Here is a 17,388-nt window from a genome sequence, read left to right as displayed (position 1 = left end):
TATGTTACCTCTGAATATAAAGCTGATTGTGAATCTAAACGGCCAATTCTTTTTCCTTCCTTACCATTTCCAAAGCCTGCTCAATATCTGCAATTAAATCCTCTGCTTCTTCAATGCCAACGGAAAAACGTATTAAACCATCGGCAATTCCTTGTCGTTTTCGCTCTTCAGCGCTCAAAAGGGAATGTGAAGTTAAGGTTGGGGAAAGCACAGTACTTTCTACCCCGGCCAAACTCATGGCTGGTTTTATTAATTTTAAGGACTTTTGAAATTTAGAGGAATTGAAATCAGTATTTAACTCAAATGACAGCATGCCTCCAAAGCCCTTCATCTGCTTCTTGGCAATGTCGTGGTCAGGATGTGAGGGCAAGCCTGGATAGTATACCGCCGCAATGTCTTTATGATTGTATAGGTAATCTGCCATACGTTGTGCATTCCCGTTTTGGGCCTTGACCCTTATCCCCATAGTTTTTATACTTCTTTCCAGTAACCAAACCGTGTAATCGCTCAGACTACCACCTAGATTTTTAGCTAAGTGAAAGATGCGTTGCATATACTCTTCCGTTGAAGCAACAGCTCCCGCACATATATCTGAATGTCCACCCATATATTTTGTAGCACTATGGATTACTATATCTATACCAAAATCTATAGGATTTTGATTCACAGGGCTGGCAAAAGTATTATCGATCATGGAAACAATACCATGTTTTTTTGAAAGGTCGGCCACTGCCTTCAAATCTGTAATATTCAATAATGGGTTGGATGGGGTCTCGATATAAATTACCTTAGTGTTTTCCTGAATTTTTGCCTCAAAGTCCTCAGCCTTAAAACCATCGGTAAAAGAGTACGATATCCCAAATTTTTCAAATTCCTCTACCACGAGATTATATGTGCCACCATAAATAATCTTTTGCAGCACTATATGATCCCCAGCCTTTAGAAATGCCATTAACGAGGTGCTTATAGCGGCCATACCACTACCAAAAATCAAAGCCGCCTCTGCATGTTCCAAAGCAGCTATCTTTTTAGCCAAGGCCACTTGATTGGGTGTGTTGAAATATCTTGGATAACGTTTAACGTCTATATCTTCAAAAGCATATGCCGTACCCATATACAATGGGGAAATGGCCCCTTTAAATTCCTTGTCCTCTAACTGACCAACATGCGTGCAGATGGTATTAAGTCCCTTTTTTTGCTCTTTCATTCTATCGATTTATATTGATAATGAATAATGGTGCATAAAGTTACAAAAATAGGTTATACATGAATTGCCTCGATCAGGCACTATAATATCCGTCACTATATAGGTCAACCTCTTTCATTTTCTACTATTTGGTTTTGGCTTTATTCCTAAAATTGAAAAATTTAAGTGGAAATCATTTAGTTTACTTGGTATAATATTTTTTGTTTCGCCAATAACTTACAGCTCCCAAAACCATTACACCCAATACCGTATAATAAATAAAGGTCGGGGTTATAACCTGAGCCCCACTGGCATAACTATGCAGACCAACCAGATAGAAATTAACTCCAAAATAGGTCATCATTATACTACCGAAAGCAACGACACTCAACAAATTGAACAACCATTTACCGCGTAAACCAGGAATCAATCTTGTATGGATCACAAAAGCATAGATCATTATGGAAATCAAGGCCCAAGTTTCCTTTGGATCCCATCCCCAATAACGGCCCCAACTCTCATTGGCCCATTGCCCGCCCAAGAAGTTACCAATGGTCAGCATTACCAAACCTACAGTTAAGGATAACTCATTAATTATGGTGAGCTCCTTAATGTTATGTTCCATTCTTTTCTTATTCTTTTCGGTGGTCATAATTATCAGGAGTAGACTCACCACTCCCAAGATCATCCCCACAGTAAGGGGACCATAACTACCAACGATTACCGCCACATGTATCATCAACCAATAACTATCCAGCACCGGCACAAGATTGGCGATAGAAGGGTCTACCCAACTCTGATGGGCAATCCATAACAACATAGCGGTCACAAAAGTAGCTGCCGCCACGGTCATATCGCTCTTCTTACTGAAAAGGAGTCCCATGCCAAGAGTGGCCCAGGAAACGTACAGGATACTTTCATAGGCATCGCTCCATGGCGCATGTCCCGAAATGTACCATCGCATTACCAATCCAAGGGTATGTAGAATAAAAAACACATAAATTAAGGTCTTTATGCCAGCTATACTAAATCTAAGCGCTTTCCTGTCCTTAATAATCTGAAATACAAGGAGAACAAACATCAATAAACCTACTAGGGCGTAATACTTGTAAAGTTTATTGTATATATCTGCCTTATTGTAGAAAACTTCCGCTTTAATTTTGTTTTCCGAAGGCAACACTTCACTACCGTGATTTTCTTGATTCTTTTTAAACGCGGCCAACAATTTATCGGCTTCTGAATAGTCGCCCGTTTTTACTGCTTTCTCCAAGCTCATTAAGTAGAAGGGAACTGCATTTTTTATGAAATTGGCATATAGGGAATCGGAAACCTGGAATTGCCCTCCCCTATATTCCACTGCAGAGATCCATTTGTTATTGTCATCATTAAGCAATGGGAAAATTTTAACTATTTCACCTGCCAATGCCCTATTCAATAGTACCAAACGTTCGTCCAGACTTTTAAAATCCTTTTGAAATTGATTTGGGGTGTTGGTAGCATAAGCCTCTTGAAGATACTCGGCTAATTTGTACTGACCTTTTTCATCAAAGAAATCTGTAGCCTTTGCAAATTTTCTACCATGTTCCAGGCCTATGATCTTACGAATACTGTCATTTTGCCCTTTCTTGTCCAAGGCTATGAATTCAGCATAATACCAGGCCGTTGGATTCAACATCATAGATAGAAATACTTGGTCAGAATTAAAATCCGTATACTTCTCCTTTAGACTAAGTTTTCTTAACAGTTCGGAGGAAAATGTATTTATGGGTTTCATACGCCCTCCGGCATCCTGAATCACCAACTTGCCAAACTTTGCAGCATGCTCCTTGGAAGGGGTGATAGCGTGCAATAAAGAATCTACCTGTTTGGCAGTGGGGGTATTATCGTGTGCATGACTATCTGCCTCCACATTTTCCTGTGCCATCATATTTAAACTAGCACCTAGAACAAATAGCATAGCCAACTTAGTTCTTTTGTTCTTTAGCTTTTCTAGAGTAGCACCCAAATCCTTAAATCTAGTCTTGCCAAAAAACATAATGCCCATAAGCCCGGCATATAATAAGAAATAGCCAATATAAGTTATCCATGTACCCCAAAAATCATGGTTTACGGACAATACGGTACCTTTTTCATCCGGATGAAAACTAGCCTGAAAAAAACGATACCCCTTGTGGTCCAAAATATGGTTCATGTATATGTCATAATCAAAAGGCCGGTCGTCCTCTATGGTAACCTTACTCATAAAGGAAGCGTAGCTATTTTCCGTTCCTGGATGCTTTTCTGCTATAAAATCATTTAGTTTAATACCAAAAGGTAATGTATACACCTTGGAGCCGTAGGATAGATTGAAGTCTAGCCCTCCCACATTAAACTCTCCTGAAAAATTGGATATGCCCTTAGCTCCCAATAATTTTTTACGTACTGTTTCCCCGTTAGCCGTAATATCCACTATTAAAGCATCTTGATCATTTTGGGTTTTTTCGTTTTCCGGAATTTCAATTACACCATAGGAACCTTTGATAATTGGTTCCGGAACTACGAATTGCATCCCAGCAGTGGTATATAAAGATCTTAATTGAAATGGTTGAAGGCTATCCTTAACCAAAGTGCCTTGAAACTGATCGGCCATTCTCATGTATTGTCCTTCGAAAGGGGATTTTATATGATAATCACCATCCGATTCAATAATATTTATTGCCCCCTCCGTCATCTTATTCAAGGAAAATAGCACATTATGAATACTGGTTACTTCCCCACTTTCCAAATAATGGTCATGGCGCTGCCCATCCCCAGCTTCAACAATTTTAAGATATTCCTTTCCGCTCCCATCTTCGATCAATCCCTCTTTGGCTCCTTCTATAAATCCCACATAGGATATGCTAAAGGGCTGTCCGTTAAAATCGGAATTCCATGGTAAATTGGATTTTATGGCTTCCGAGGTTACCAAAATATCATCTTCCAAAATTTTGCGTTTGGGCTCGTTGTTTATTTCCCCGTCCACAAAAACGGTCAGGTAAGTTTTGTCCGAATAAAAAACGTTTTCCGTGCTGCCTTCACGAATAGGCATCATGCCTTCAAAACTTATATATCTTGTGACAAAGGCACCTAGGATGATCAAAATCCATGAGAGATGTAGCATTAAAACCGCCCATTTTTCCTTTCTTAATAAGTTATATCGTGAAATATTACCAACAAAGTTGATGACAAAAAATACCATAATTGCCTCGAACCAGGTGGCATTATATATCCAGATTCTTGCGGTTTCGGTGCTATACCAGCTTTCAATAAAAGTACCGAAGGCCATGGCAGTGGCAAAAACAATAAATAAGACGGCGGTTAAACGTGTGGAAAAAAATATCTTTTTAAGAAATTCAATCATTTTGGCAAGAAAGGTTTGATTTAAACATGCAAAAATACATTTTTATAAGGGTTTAAATATTAAATCTTTTGTTAATTGAGTATTTGCATTTATAAAAATTGAAGAAAATTCAGTTTTACTTTAAAGCTTGTTTTCCCTAGGGCATTTTAACATTGGGCAAATAGGAAACAACATTACACTTTTACCTATTATTTGGATAAAATATATTGATCAAAGTAGTCAAAAACACCTTCAATTTAATATATGATGTATTGTTGGTAATTGTGTTACAAATTATATCCACTGATTTCATTATCAAAAGGAACTATAGGTAAACATTATAAAAGGTAAACATTATAAACCTAATTTGGAATGTAAAGCCTTAACCCAATGAATTTGAACTAAACCTAAAAATTTTGATGATCTCAGCAAATTAATTGCCTTTGAGAACCTCAATTGGATTTTTAAAAAGTATATCCTTCAAAAAACTTATGGTCCAAATCCCTAAAATTTTGATATAATATTTACTTTTGACTATGATATCAATTGTAATATTGGGAACTGGCAATGTTGCCAAGCATTTATTCGATGTCTTTCGGGATATTAATGAAATAAATGTGCTACAGGTCCTTGGTCGGAATAAGCATAAACTTTCCTATTTTAAAGATAAGGTCGCCACGAGTACGGATTTTTCAAAAATTGTAGATGCCGATATATTACTCATAGCGGTAAGTGATGACGCGGTAGCCGAAGTAGCACAATTTCTGACCGGTAAAAAGGGTGTAGTGGCACATACTTCTGGAAACGTACCTATTGCTGCTCTTGGCCATAAATCAAGAAGAGGGGTATTCTATCCACTTCAAAGTTTTAGTGAGGGAAAACCAATAGATTTTAAAAAGGTTCCCATCTGTATTGAAGCCGAAAATAAAGTGGACTTAAAATCATTGCAAGAGTTGGCTCAACTGGTCTCTTTTCAAGTTCATGAAATATCATCAAATCAAAGAAAATCCATTCATTTAGCGGCTGTTTTTGCCAATAATTTCACCAATCATCTATTTGCCATTGCCGGTGAAATATGTGCTGACAATGATTTACCGTTTAGCATTTTAGCCCCTTTGATAAAAGAAACTGTAGAAAAACTGGACTATTTGCCACCGATTGAAGCTCAAACCGGACCGGCCAAAAGAAATGATGTAAAGACCATGGAATCCCATTTAAATCAGCTTAAAAATAAAAATTATCAGGATATTTACAGCTTGTTAAGCAAATCTATAAAAGAAAAATATGGACAGAAGTTATAAGGAACTGTTACAAGACATTACCACCTTTGTATTTGACGTAGACGGTGTATTCACAGATGGCAAAATAATTATTACGACTGATGGGGAAATGCTGAGAACTATGAACGTACAGGATGGTTACGCCGTCAAGGTGGCCATACAACAGGGCTATAATGTATGTATTATTTCGGGCGGAACCAATGAAGGGGTTAGATTGCGTTTAAGAGGGTTGGGAGTTACCGATATCCATATGGGCGCCCACCATAAAATAGACCCTTTTGATGAATATTTGGATATCTACAATATAAATCCACAGCATGTACTGTACATGGGTGATGACATCCCTGATATTCCCCCAATGAGACTGGCTGGCATACCCTGTTGTCCGCAAAATGCCGTTCCGGAGGTAAAGGCAATGGCCAAATACATCTCCCATAAACACGGTGGTGATGGTTGTGTTAGGGATGTTATTGAACAGGTACTGAAAGTTAGGGGGCATTGGGCCGAAAATTTCAGCGCCGTAAACGATTAACGCTATGCCTCAAACCAGACTAAAAGAATACCAGGTAATATTAGCCTCGGCTTCTCCTCGAAGACAAGAGTTCTTGAGGGAAATGGGAATAGATTTTAGAGTACATATAATTGATATTGAGGAAACTTATCCCAACCATTTAGAGGGAGCCGCAATTTCAGATTATCTGGCAGAATTGAAGGCTAGCGGGTATAAAAATAAGTTGGGAAACAAGGATATACTCATAACTTCGGATACCGTGGTATGGCATAACAATAAATCCTTGGCAAAACCAGCAGACGAAGATGAAGCCTTTAGCATGTTAAAAACACTTTCCAATGATTGGCATAAAGTAATTACCTCGGTTTGCTTTACCACTAATGACCAGCAAAGAACCGTAAACCATTGCACCCTTGTAAAGTTTGGGGAATTGACCGAGGAAGAAATTTGGTACTATATAAAGAACAATAATCCTTTTGATAAGGCTGGCGGTTATGGCATTCAAGATTGGATAGGGCTTATAGGAATTGAAGAAATTCAGGGCTCCTATACCAATGTGGTAGGTTTGCCCACTCAATTGGTTTACAAAACGTTAATGGCCATGGTCGGCTAGGTTATTTTGAATAATTTTATAAAAATTTAAGTATTATGCAACGTCCTTTAAAATTCCATTTTTTATCTGTCCTGTTTCTTTTATTAATTTTTAGTGCTTGCAAGGAAAATTCAAAAAATAACGAAAACATTTCGCTTATAGCCAACGACGTAAAAATGTCCAATGCCAAACCGATAAAAAATCAGTTATCGGAAGAATTTAAAAGTTACTGGTATGCCGGAAAAGCGGAAATCACTTCCTTTAAATTGGAACAGGCCCGCTATGGTGAACTTAGGGACGGGAATGCCGTTTTAATATACGTAACAGAACCATTTTTGGCGGGCAAGCAAGTAAAGGCCGATAAATCACATCCTGATAATGTATCTGTCCTTAAGTTGAATAGCACCAAAAAATTCTTAACCGGTATCTACCCCTACTCTATTATGAATAGTAGTTTTTATCCGGTATCGGATAACCAACATGCCATTAAACTCACCTCTTCGGTACAGGAATGGTGTGGCCAGGTATTTACCCAGCTGAACAATAGGGACAAATTTGAGGTAAACTCCTTTTCTTATTTTGAGAGCGAGGGAGACCAAACCTTAACCGTGGATAAAACCGATTTAGAGAACGAAATTTGGAATAAAATAAGGATAAATCCCAACAATCTACCTCAAGGCAACATAACAATTATACCTTCATTGGAATATTTACGCCTTGCGCACAAAGAATTAAAGTCCTATACTGCCAATGCGGAATTAAGTACCGAAGGCAATCTCCATACCTATAAAATTACCTATCCGGAATTGGACAGGATATTGGCCATAACATTTGAAAAATCCTTCCCCTATACTATAGAAAATTGGTCCGAAACTTACAAAAGTGGATTTGGTCCCGATTCCCAAACACTTACTACCACGGCAACTAAAATAAAAACATTAAAAAGGGCTTATTGGCAGGAAAACAGAAATAGTGATGTATTTTTGCGCGACAGTTTAGGATTATAATATTTATGGAAACATTTTTTTTAGATTACCAAGATGAACTGGTGGGCACGGGCATATGTTTGTTGGTCTTTCTGATATTAAAGTATCTAGGTGCAAAAGCTATAAGGAAAGTTGGAAAAATTAGTGATATAAACAAGGTCCGTACGCGTTTGATAATAAAGTATTCCACAGTAGGCCTAACTTCCTTTGGAATAGTTGCCTTAATCTTGATTTGGGGAGTAGAGATGAAGGATATTGGTCTAGTTTTTTCCTCGGCCTTTGCGGTAATCGGTGTCGCCCTTTTCGCACAGTGGTCTATATTGAGCAATATTACAGCAGGGGTTATCCTGTTTTTTTCTTTTCCTTTTAGGATTGGGGATAAAATAAAAATAATGGACAAAGAGATTGAATTGCCTGAAGAGGTTTATTATATAGAGGATATCAGGGCATTTCATGTCCATCTCAGAAAGGCCAATGGCGAATTATTGACCTACCCTAACAACATGATGCTTCAGAAGGCAATTGTCCTAGCGGAAACCTACGAAGATTCGTTGGAAAATAGTGATGCCCTATAAGTTGTTAAAGAAGTTGTAAATATTATCATCTCGGATTATATATTTCTATATTTGAGGACCAACTAAAACAAAACTATATGCGCCTTCATTGGGTATTCTTTTTAGGAATACTGCTTTCTTGTAATCCTATTTTCGCACAAGCACCTAGAAAAAATACTTCTTCGGATATTTATCATGACATTCAAAAATTAAATTTCTTAGGTACTGCCCTTTACATTGCCGCGCATCCTGATGATGAAAATACCAGACTCATATCATATCTTTCGAATGAGGTAAAGGCTAAAACTGCTTATTTATCATTAACACGTGGAGACGGCGGACAAAACTTAATAGGATCCGAATTACGTGAATTGCTGGGTGTTTTACGTACACAGGAATTATTGGCAGCTAGGCGTATTGATGGCGGTGAACAATTTTTTTCAAGGGCAAATGATTTTGGGTACTCCAAGCACCCTAAGGAAACCCTTAAAATCTGGAACAAGGAGGCTGTATTGAGCGATGTTATATGGATTATACGTAATTATAAACCAGACGTCATTATTAATAGATTCGACCATAGATCTCCAGGTTCTACCCATGGCCATCACACCTCCTCTGCCATGCTGAGTTATGAGGCTTTCGATTTGGCCAACAATCCTAATATTTTTCCGGAACAACTAACGACCACTGATGTTTGGCAACCTAAAAGACTTTTTTTTAATACATCTTGGTGGTTTTATGGCAGTGAGGATAAATTTCAAAAAGCGGACAAATCCAAGATGATAGGTCTGGATGTTGGGGTGTATTATCCTTTGAGGGGTGTTTCCAATAACGAAATTGCATCACTAGCTAGCAGTCAGCACTTGTGCCAAGGCTTTGGTAGGCTGACCACTCGTGGGAGTGAAAATGAGTATATAGAGTTATTAAAAGGCGACCTTCCCAAGGACAAATCCAATATTTTCGACGGAATAAATACCACTTGGTCCAGAGTTGAGGGAGGTGAAGCCGTTGGTAAAATTTTACTTGAGATAGAGCAGAATTTTGATTTTACCCAACCCTCAAAACATTTATCCAAGCTTATTGAAGCATATAAGGCCTTATTGAAGATAAATGACGAACATTGGAAGACCATCAAGAAAAAGGAGCTGGAAGACATTATCCAATCCGTTTGTGGTCTTTATTTGGAAGCTACCACAACAGAATCACATACTTACCCAGGAAGCCATATAAGCGTAAATATTGAGGCTTTAAACAGAAGCTCGGCCAACATCAACCTTAAAACTGTTTCCCTTACGAATGATAATCAGTTAGTCAAGAACATAATTCTAAAGGAAAATAAAAAGGAATTGATAAAAATTGACCTGGAAGTTCCGGCCAATACAAGCTACACTAGTCCTTATTGGTTAAATAATAAAGGAACGATGGGTATGTATAAAGTAACGGACCAAAATTTAATTGGCAAACCTGAGACTCCCAATGCCTTTGAAGTTACCATTGAAATTGAATTCAACGGATTTCCCATTAAAATTAAAAAGTCTGTAGTATACAAATATTCCAAACCGGAAAAAGGAGAGATATATCAGCCTTTTGAGATTTTGCCTGAGGCGACAGCCAATTTTAAAGACAAAGTCGTCATTTTTGCAACTTCCGAACCCAAAGAAATTCCGGTAACTATAAAGGCCTTAAAGGACAATGTAAAAGGGGAGTTGCAATTGTGTTTTGGTAAAGGCTGGAAGGTGGATCAAGAAATTAAGTCCTTTGAAATAGAGAAAAACGGAGATCAACAAACGTTGCATTTTCTAGTAACTCCTCCGTCATATGAAGATGAAAATTTCATTTCACCAATTATTAAAATAAACGGTAAGGAAATCTCCAAAGAGCTGATCGAAATTAGCTACGACCATATTCCAAAACAATCTGTGTTATTGCCATCAGAAACCAAGGTGGTAAGACTTAATATTAACAAGACCGGAGAAAATATTGGTTATATAGTAGGTGCCGGAGATGAAATTCCAGAGAGTTTGGAACAAATAGGTTATAAAGTAGTGAAAATTGATCCTATTTCCATACAGGCCGGTTCCTTGAATAAATTTGATGCTATTGTGGTTGGTATAAGAGCTTACAACGTAGTGGAGGAATTGAAGTTTAAGCAACGCTATTTATTGGATTATGTAAAGGAAGGCGGTAATTTAATTATTCAGTATAATACTGCAGGAAGAAATGGGTTGGACATGGACAACCTTGCCCCCTACCCAATCTCCCTTTCCCGTGATAGGGTGACCGATGAAACCTCCAACGTTAAAATCCTCGCCAATAGCCATGCTGTTGTCAATTACCCCAATAAAATAACCCAAAACGATTTTAATGGGTGGGTTCAGGAACGCGGTCTTTATTTCCCAGATCAATGGTCCAAAGAATTCACGCCTATACTTTCTATGAGCGATGAGGGAGAATCGGCATTAAATGGCAGTCTTTTAGTTGCACCGTACGGTAAGGGAAACTATATTTATACGGGATTAAGTTTTTTTAGGGAGTTACCTGCCGGAGTAACGGGTGCATATAGGCTTTTTGCCAATTTACTATCCTTGAAACAGGAAAGCCAGAAATAACAACAAATAACAAGAATATTTATGTTCGAAAAATTTGATTGGAAAAAGGAATATACAGTAGTATTAGCTCTTAATATTATCTACATTATTGTTTTTTATTTAATAATGACCGGAAACCGTTAATATGGCTACAATAGACTGGATCATACTTAGCGGAACCCTTTTATTTATTGTTGGCTACGGTGTGTGGAAAACTAAGGGCAGTAAAGATGTTAAAGATTATGTCCTTGGTGGTCACGATGCCAAATGGTGGACCATAGGTCTCTCCGTAATGGCCACACAGGCCAGTGCCATTACATTCTTATCTACGCCTGGTCAGGCTTTCCATGATGGAATGGGCTTTGTGCAATTTTATTTTGGCCTACCCTTGGCCATGATAATTATATGTATAGTATTTGTACCTATTTATCACAGGCTTAATGTTTACACGGCATATGAGTTCTTAGAAAACCGATTCGATTTAAAAACCAGAACTCTGGCAGCCTTATTATTTTTGACCCAACGTGGACTTGCCGCCGGGATTACCATTTTCGCACCTTCTATTATTCTCTCTGCCGTTTTGGGGTGGGACTTAAGAACCCTAAATATCTTAATAGGTATTCTAGTAATAATTTATACCGTTTCCGGTGGAACCAAAGCTGTGAGTGTTACCCATAAGCAACAAATGTTTATTATAATGACAGGGATGTTCATCGCATTCTTCTTTATTCTTGGTTATTTGCCTGAAGACATTACTTTCAGCAAAGCCCTTAAAATTGCAGGCGCCAGCGATAAATTGAATATTTTGGACTTTAGTGTCAACACCACAAGCCGCTATACCTTTTGGAGCGGAATTACTGGAGGACTATTTCTTGCTCTGGCCTATTTTGGAACGGACCAAAGTCAGGTACAAAGATATCTTTCAGGTAAAACGGTGAGGGAAAGTCAATTAGGACTAATTTTCAATGGGTTACTGAAAATACCTATGCAATTCTTTATTTTATTGGTAGGTGTAATGGTATTTATATTTTTTCAGTTCAACCATGCGCCATTAAACTTCAATCCGGCTGCTACCAATGCCATAATGGAATCTTCGTATGCAGAGGATTACAAGATATTGGAAGAAGAACACTTGTTATTGGAAGGCGAAAAAAGAATGGCCCAAAACAAATTTTCAGGTGCACTAGACCTCAAGGAGTACGATGCCATTGAAGATGCAAAGCAAAACATTGTAAGTATTAACAATAAGGACAAAGAAAACAGAAAGGCTGCACAGGCTTTAATTTCTATGGCTAATGACAGTGTGGAGACCAATGACAAAGATTATGTGTTTATCCATTTTATATTAAATTTTTTACCAAAAGGGCTAATTGGACTTTTATTGGCTGTAATTCTATCGGCGGCAATGTCCTCTACCGCGTCGGAATTAAATGCCCTAGGAACCGTTACTTCCTTGGATCTATATAAAAGAAACAAAAAAGGAGAATTTACCCAGGCGCATTATGTCAAAGTTTCTAAGTTGTTTACCTTGTTGTGGGGAGTAATTGCTATTTCCATAGCCTGTGTGGCGAACCTTTTTGATAATCTAATCCAATTGGTAAACATTATAGGTTCCATATTCTATGGGAACGTTCTTGGTATCTTTTTAATAGCCTTCTTTTTCAAATTTATAAAAGGTAATGCTGTTTTTGTAGCCGCCTTAATTACCCAATGCATTGTAATTATTGGTTGGAGCTACGATTGGATGTCATATTTATGGTTAAATGCCTTCGGATGTTGCCTAATTATAGTTTTGGCAACGATATTGGAAGGATTTGATCGTCTTCTAAAGAATCCACCTATAGAAGCTTAATAATACCAATTAAATTAGTTCGCCACGTAATATCCCGCTACAAGAAATCGGTATCACAGTTATACTTGATTTTATTTTCGAATTGATTCAAATAAAGTAACCTTAAACCGAAATTTAAGTAAGTGCCAAAAATTTTTAGGTAGATTAGTGAGATTATTTCTATATTTAATGTTAACAAATAGTTAAAGTTCACTTGTAATGTTAAATATCCTTCCCCCCTTTCATCTATTATGACACTCAAAGAAAAATATACGATAAAGGACATTGCCCATATGGCAGGCGTTTCCAAGGGAACAGTGGATAGGGTATTACATAAACGGGGCAAGGTTTCCAAAAAAGCTTTTGAGAAAGTAGACAAAGTCCTCAAGGAGATTGATTATAGACCCAATCCCATAGCAAGAAACCTAAAAATAAATAAAACCTATAATATACATGTCCTACTTCCGGACCCACGTAAGGATCCTTATTGGATTCCTGCCAATGAGGGTATTATAGAAGCCTCCAATCAATTTATGCCTTTTGGCGTAATGGTCAAGAAATATTTTTATGACCCAAATGATAGATCTTCTTTTTTGGAAGAGTCACGGCAAGCCATCATTTCACAGCCAGATGTACTCCTAATGGCACCTATTTTTGACAATGAATCACATGAGGTTTTAAAACAGTGTTGCGAAAATAAAATTTCAGTGGTATTGTTCAATAACCACATAAATAGCTTCAAAGAACAAATCTTTATAGGTCAGGACCTAAAACAAAGTGGAAGGGTAGCAGCAAGTCTAATGGATAAAGTTATTGGGGAAAATGATGAAATTGCAATTATCCATATCAACAAAGAGCCTCATATGCAACAAAAAGAAAATGGGTTCAAAGAATTCTTTAAGGAAAAATCAGGCAGTAAGCACCTTGTACTTTCCAAAGAATTCAATTCTGCAGAAAAGCGGCGTTTTAATCAGGATGTATCTGACTTCCTTAAAAGTAATAAATCCATTAATGCATTCTTTGTTACCAATTCCAAGGCATACATATTAATCGAAGCTTTTCAAGAGCTTGAAAAAAGGGAAAGGATTGTAATCGGGTACGATCTATTAAAACCGAACATGAAGTACCTAAAAGAAGGTGCTATCAATTTTTTAATTCATCAAAAACCACATCGACAAGCTTTTCTGGGCGTTAGCTACATGGCCGAACATTTTCTTTTTGGCAAGGGCTTGCCTACCCAGGAATTCCTACCTATCGATATTGTTACTTCTGAAAACGCGCAGTACTACATTTAAGTAGGATAATCATCACATAAACCTTAAAAAAATTAAGGTTTTATTTAATGTGTTCGAACACATTAACACGAATACTATTTGTTAGTTTAAAAAAAAAGGTTAATTTCACTCTTAACTTATTATTAACAAACAATAACTAATTTTTAACAAACAACTAATTTATTAACTCAAACAACTTTATTATGATCAAAAAATTGCTATTATTTTTTGTACTGGTATTGGGGACTTACCCTTTATTGGCACAAACTAAAACGGTGACAGGAACGGTCACCGATGCTTCGGACGGTTCCCCTTTACCAGGTGTAAACGTTTTGGTACAAGGGACTACTACGGGCTCTCAGACGGATTTTGATGGAAATTATTCCATTGAAGCGGCAAGCGGTAATGTATTGGTATTTTCATTTCTTGGAATGAAGACGCAATCGGTTACAGTAGGTGCATCAAATACAATAAATGTATCCATGCAAGAAGATGCTGAACAACTTGGTGAAGTTGTTGTAACAGCGTTAGGTATTAAAAGGGAGGAAAAAACGTTGACCTATGCCCAGCAAACAGTAAAGGCAGATGAGTTGACAGCAACAAGAGACCCTAACTTTATGAACAGTATTTCAGGTAAAGCCGCAGGGGTTGAAATTAAAAAGAGTAGCTCTGGTGCAGGTGGTTCTACCAAGATTGTACTAAGGGGTAACAAATCCCTAAGTGGTGATAGCTCACCATTATTCGTAATTGATGGTATTCCTATGGCGAACAACAAAGGAGGCCAACCAGGTATGTGGGGTGGAGTTGATGCCGGTGACGGTCTATCTGCTATTAACCCTGATGATATTGAGAGTATCAGTATCTTAAAAGGTTCCAATGCTGCTGTACTTTACGGTAGTCAAGGTGCCAATGGGGTTGTAGTAATTACAACCAAGCAAGGTTCTTCAGGAAAAACTACGGTAAGCCTAAACTCTGGTTATACCTTTGAGCATTTTCAGGAATTACCAGATTTGCAATTTAAATATGGTGCAAACGGTAATGCCAAAGAAAGTTGGTCTACAACTCCTGGCGATTATGCTAGTGAATATGTCGAGGAATTTTTCCAAACAGGACATAACTTTAACAATTCGGTGACAATAAGTGGTGGTACCGACAAGACAACTGCCTATTTCTCTTATGCCAATATTTCGGCTTCAGGAATTACACCAAAAAACAAGTATCAGAAAAACAACTTTACATTTAAACAATCTACCAAGATGTTCAATGATAAAGTTACTGTTACTTCAAACGTTATTTTGGCTCTTGAGGAGACTGAAAATAGACTACCAGCAGGATATTACTTAAATCCACTAACTGGTCTTTATATGTTTCCGAGAAACAGGAATTTTTATGATTTTCAGAATAATTATGAAACTTTCAATACTGATAGAAACTTATATCAACAGAACTGGTTTGTTGTGGATCACCACCAGTCCAATCCTTTTTGGATAATAAATAAGGAGCCAAGAATCGATGAAAGTAAAAGGGTTATTGGTAGTTTAAATGTGGCTTACGATATTACCGAAAAACTTAAATTACAGGTTAGGGGTAACTATGATTATGCTGTAAAGGAGTTTGAACAGCAGCACGCTGCAACATCCAATTCCACTAACGTACACCCTAAAGGTGCTTGGGATTACAGAAAATATGATGATCAATTGGTCTATACCGATGCTATACTTAGCTATGACACCGATTTAAGTGATAATTTCAGCTTAAATGGCGTATTGGGAGCTAGTTATCAGAAAACAATTTACGGCGATGGTGTAAGTGTAAATACCGGTACGATAGGTTTACTTTATCCAAATGAGTTTAATTTTCAAAACTTACCCACCAATGTACAGGTAAATTCTACATTCGACGGTTCTGTAATTAAACAAGGTGCTTTTGCCAACCTTCAATTTGGTTATAAAGAAATGTTGTTCCTTGATCTTTCTGGAAGAAATGACTGGGCCTCAACTTTGGCACTTACCGGAAATGACTCCTACTTTTACCCATCAGTAGGTGTAACTGCTTTAGTTAGTGAAATGTTTACTATGCCTGAAGCAATAAGTTTTGGAAAATTAAGGGCTTCTTATACCCAAGTAGGTAACGAAGTACCCTTTAACAGAATTAATCCACAAAATACGGTTAGTAGTAACGGTGGAGTTAACAGAAATACGGTAAAGCCATTTTTGGATGCAAAACCTGAAATCATCACCAGTTTGGAATTTGGTTTTGATTGGAGATTTTTTCAAAATCGTTTAGGTTTAGACTTTACATATTATAGTTTGACCAGTACAGATCAGTTTATTCAAGTGCCATTATTGCAGTCTGAATCTGAAGGAGGTTTTACCACTAAATTTATCAATGCAGGTGAAATCACTAATAAAGGTGTGGAAATTACGCTTAGTGCAACACCAGTTAAAACAGAGGATCTACAGTGGGTAACAGCTTTCAACTTTACCAAAAACACCAACGAAATTGTAGATATAGGACCAGATGATGACAAGGTAATTAACTTAGGTTCTTCTGAAGGTTACCAATCCAAGCTTGTTGAAGGTGGAGCCTTCAATGATCTTTATGTTCTTAAATTTTTAAGGGACGACCAAGGGCGAATCCTTTTCGATGCAGGAAAACCATTGAGAACTCCTACAACGGAGCTTGTAGGTAATTTGGATCCTGATTGGACTTTAGGTTGGAACAACAATTTTAGTTACAAGAGATTTACACTTGGTATGCAAATAAATGGTAAATTTGGTGGTAAAGTATTTAGCCAAACAGAATCCATGTTAGATGGTGCTGGGGTTTCACAAAGAACTGCAGATGCCAGGGATGCTGGTGGTGTGACTGTTAACGGTGTTGACCAGACTTCTGGAGCTGCAATTACTACGGTCGCTGCGGAAACTTGGTTTAGAGCTATTGGTGATAGAAACGGAGTTGGTGAGGCATATGTTTATGACCGTACCAATATTAGATTGAGCCAACTTTCTTTGGGTTATAATATTGATGTGTCCAAATTAGGACTGCCCATATCAGCGGCCTCATTATCCTTTATTGGGAACAACTTATTCTTTATCAGCAAGGATGCACCGTTTGATCCAGAATTAGCAATGAGTACCAATCAAAATGCTCAGGGATTGGATAACTTTAATCTTCCTTCTACAGGAACTTATGGATTTAATCTAAAAGTAACATTCTAATTTATAA

Annotated in this window: 11 protein-coding genes; 9 read left to right on the top strand and 2 right to left on the bottom strand. The window is 37.5% G+C overall.

What is annotated here, in order from left to right:
- Positions 1-34: 34 nt before the first annotated feature.
- On the bottom strand, positions 35-1,207 hold the full coding sequence (locus H4O18_RS10650) for a trans-sulfuration enzyme family protein (protein ID WP_187584345.1): 1,173 nt from the start codon (positions 1,205-1,207) through the stop codon (positions 35-37).
- A gap of 181 nt (positions 1,208-1,388) precedes the next feature.
- Entirely contained in the window at positions 1,389-4,565 is a 3,177-nt protein-coding gene (locus tag H4O18_RS10645) for a cytochrome c biogenesis protein CcsA (RefSeq protein ID WP_187584343.1), read from the bottom strand.
- Positions 4,566-5,080: 515 nt separating this feature from the next.
- On the opposite strand from H4O18_RS10645, the gene H4O18_RS10640 reads away from it, so the two are divergent.
- From H4O18_RS10640 to H4O18_RS10600, 9 genes are all read left to right on the top strand, one after another.
- A complete protein-coding gene (locus tag H4O18_RS10640; RefSeq protein WP_187584334.1) occupies positions 5,081-5,845 on the top strand; it encodes a Rossmann-like and DUF2520 domain-containing protein in 765 nt (254 codons plus the stop codon).
- Positions 5,829-6,356 (top strand): KdsC family phosphatase, encoded by a 528-nt coding sequence (locus H4O18_RS10635; RefSeq protein ID WP_187584332.1) that lies wholly within the window; start codon positions 5,829-5,831, stop codon positions 6,354-6,356. The genes H4O18_RS10640 and H4O18_RS10635 overlap by 17 nt, the downstream gene beginning before the upstream one ends.
- Positions 6,357-6,360: 4 nt before the next feature.
- Positions 6,361-6,948 (top strand): Maf-like protein, encoded by a 588-nt coding sequence (locus tag H4O18_RS10630; protein WP_187584330.1) that lies wholly within the window; start codon positions 6,361-6,363, stop codon positions 6,946-6,948.
- A 35-nt stretch (positions 6,949-6,983) separates the two neighbouring features.
- Entirely contained in the window at positions 6,984-7,934 is a 951-nt protein-coding gene (locus H4O18_RS10625) for a septum formation inhibitor Maf (RefSeq protein WP_187584328.1), read from the top strand.
- Between the two features lie 5 nt (positions 7,935-7,939).
- On the top strand, positions 7,940-8,488 hold the full coding sequence (locus tag H4O18_RS10620) for a mechanosensitive ion channel domain-containing protein (RefSeq protein WP_187584326.1): 549 nt from the start codon (positions 7,940-7,942) through the stop codon (positions 8,486-8,488).
- Positions 8,489-8,565: 77 nt separating this feature from the next.
- Positions 8,566-11,076 carry a PIG-L family deacetylase gene (locus tag H4O18_RS10615; RefSeq protein ID WP_187584324.1) on the top strand — a complete coding sequence of 837 codons (2,511 nt, stop codon included), beginning with the start codon at positions 8,566-8,568 and terminating at the stop codon, positions 11,074-11,076.
- Between the two features lie 124 nt (positions 11,077-11,200).
- Entirely contained in the window at positions 11,201-12,907 is a 1,707-nt protein-coding gene (locus tag H4O18_RS10610; protein WP_187584322.1) for a sodium:solute symporter family protein, read from the top strand.
- A 230-nt stretch (positions 12,908-13,137) separates the two neighbouring features.
- Positions 13,138-14,181, top strand: a complete 1,044-nt coding sequence (locus tag H4O18_RS10605) for a LacI family DNA-binding transcriptional regulator (RefSeq protein WP_187584320.1) — start codon at positions 13,138-13,140, stop codon at positions 14,179-14,181.
- Between the two features lie 182 nt (positions 14,182-14,363).
- Complete coding sequence (locus H4O18_RS10600) at positions 14,364-17,381, top strand: SusC/RagA family TonB-linked outer membrane protein (RefSeq protein ID WP_187584318.1); 3,018 nt, start codon at positions 14,364-14,366, stop codon at positions 17,379-17,381.
- Positions 17,382-17,388: the final 7 nt, after the last annotated feature.

Source organism: Arenibacter arenosicollis, from assembly GCF_014397245.1.
GTDB classification, from domain to species: domain Bacteria; phylum Bacteroidota; class Bacteroidia; order Flavobacteriales; family Flavobacteriaceae; genus Arenibacter; species Arenibacter arenosicollis.
The sequence above is the reverse complement of the archived record's forward strand: the minus strand, read 5'-3'. Positions and strand labels throughout refer to the sequence as shown.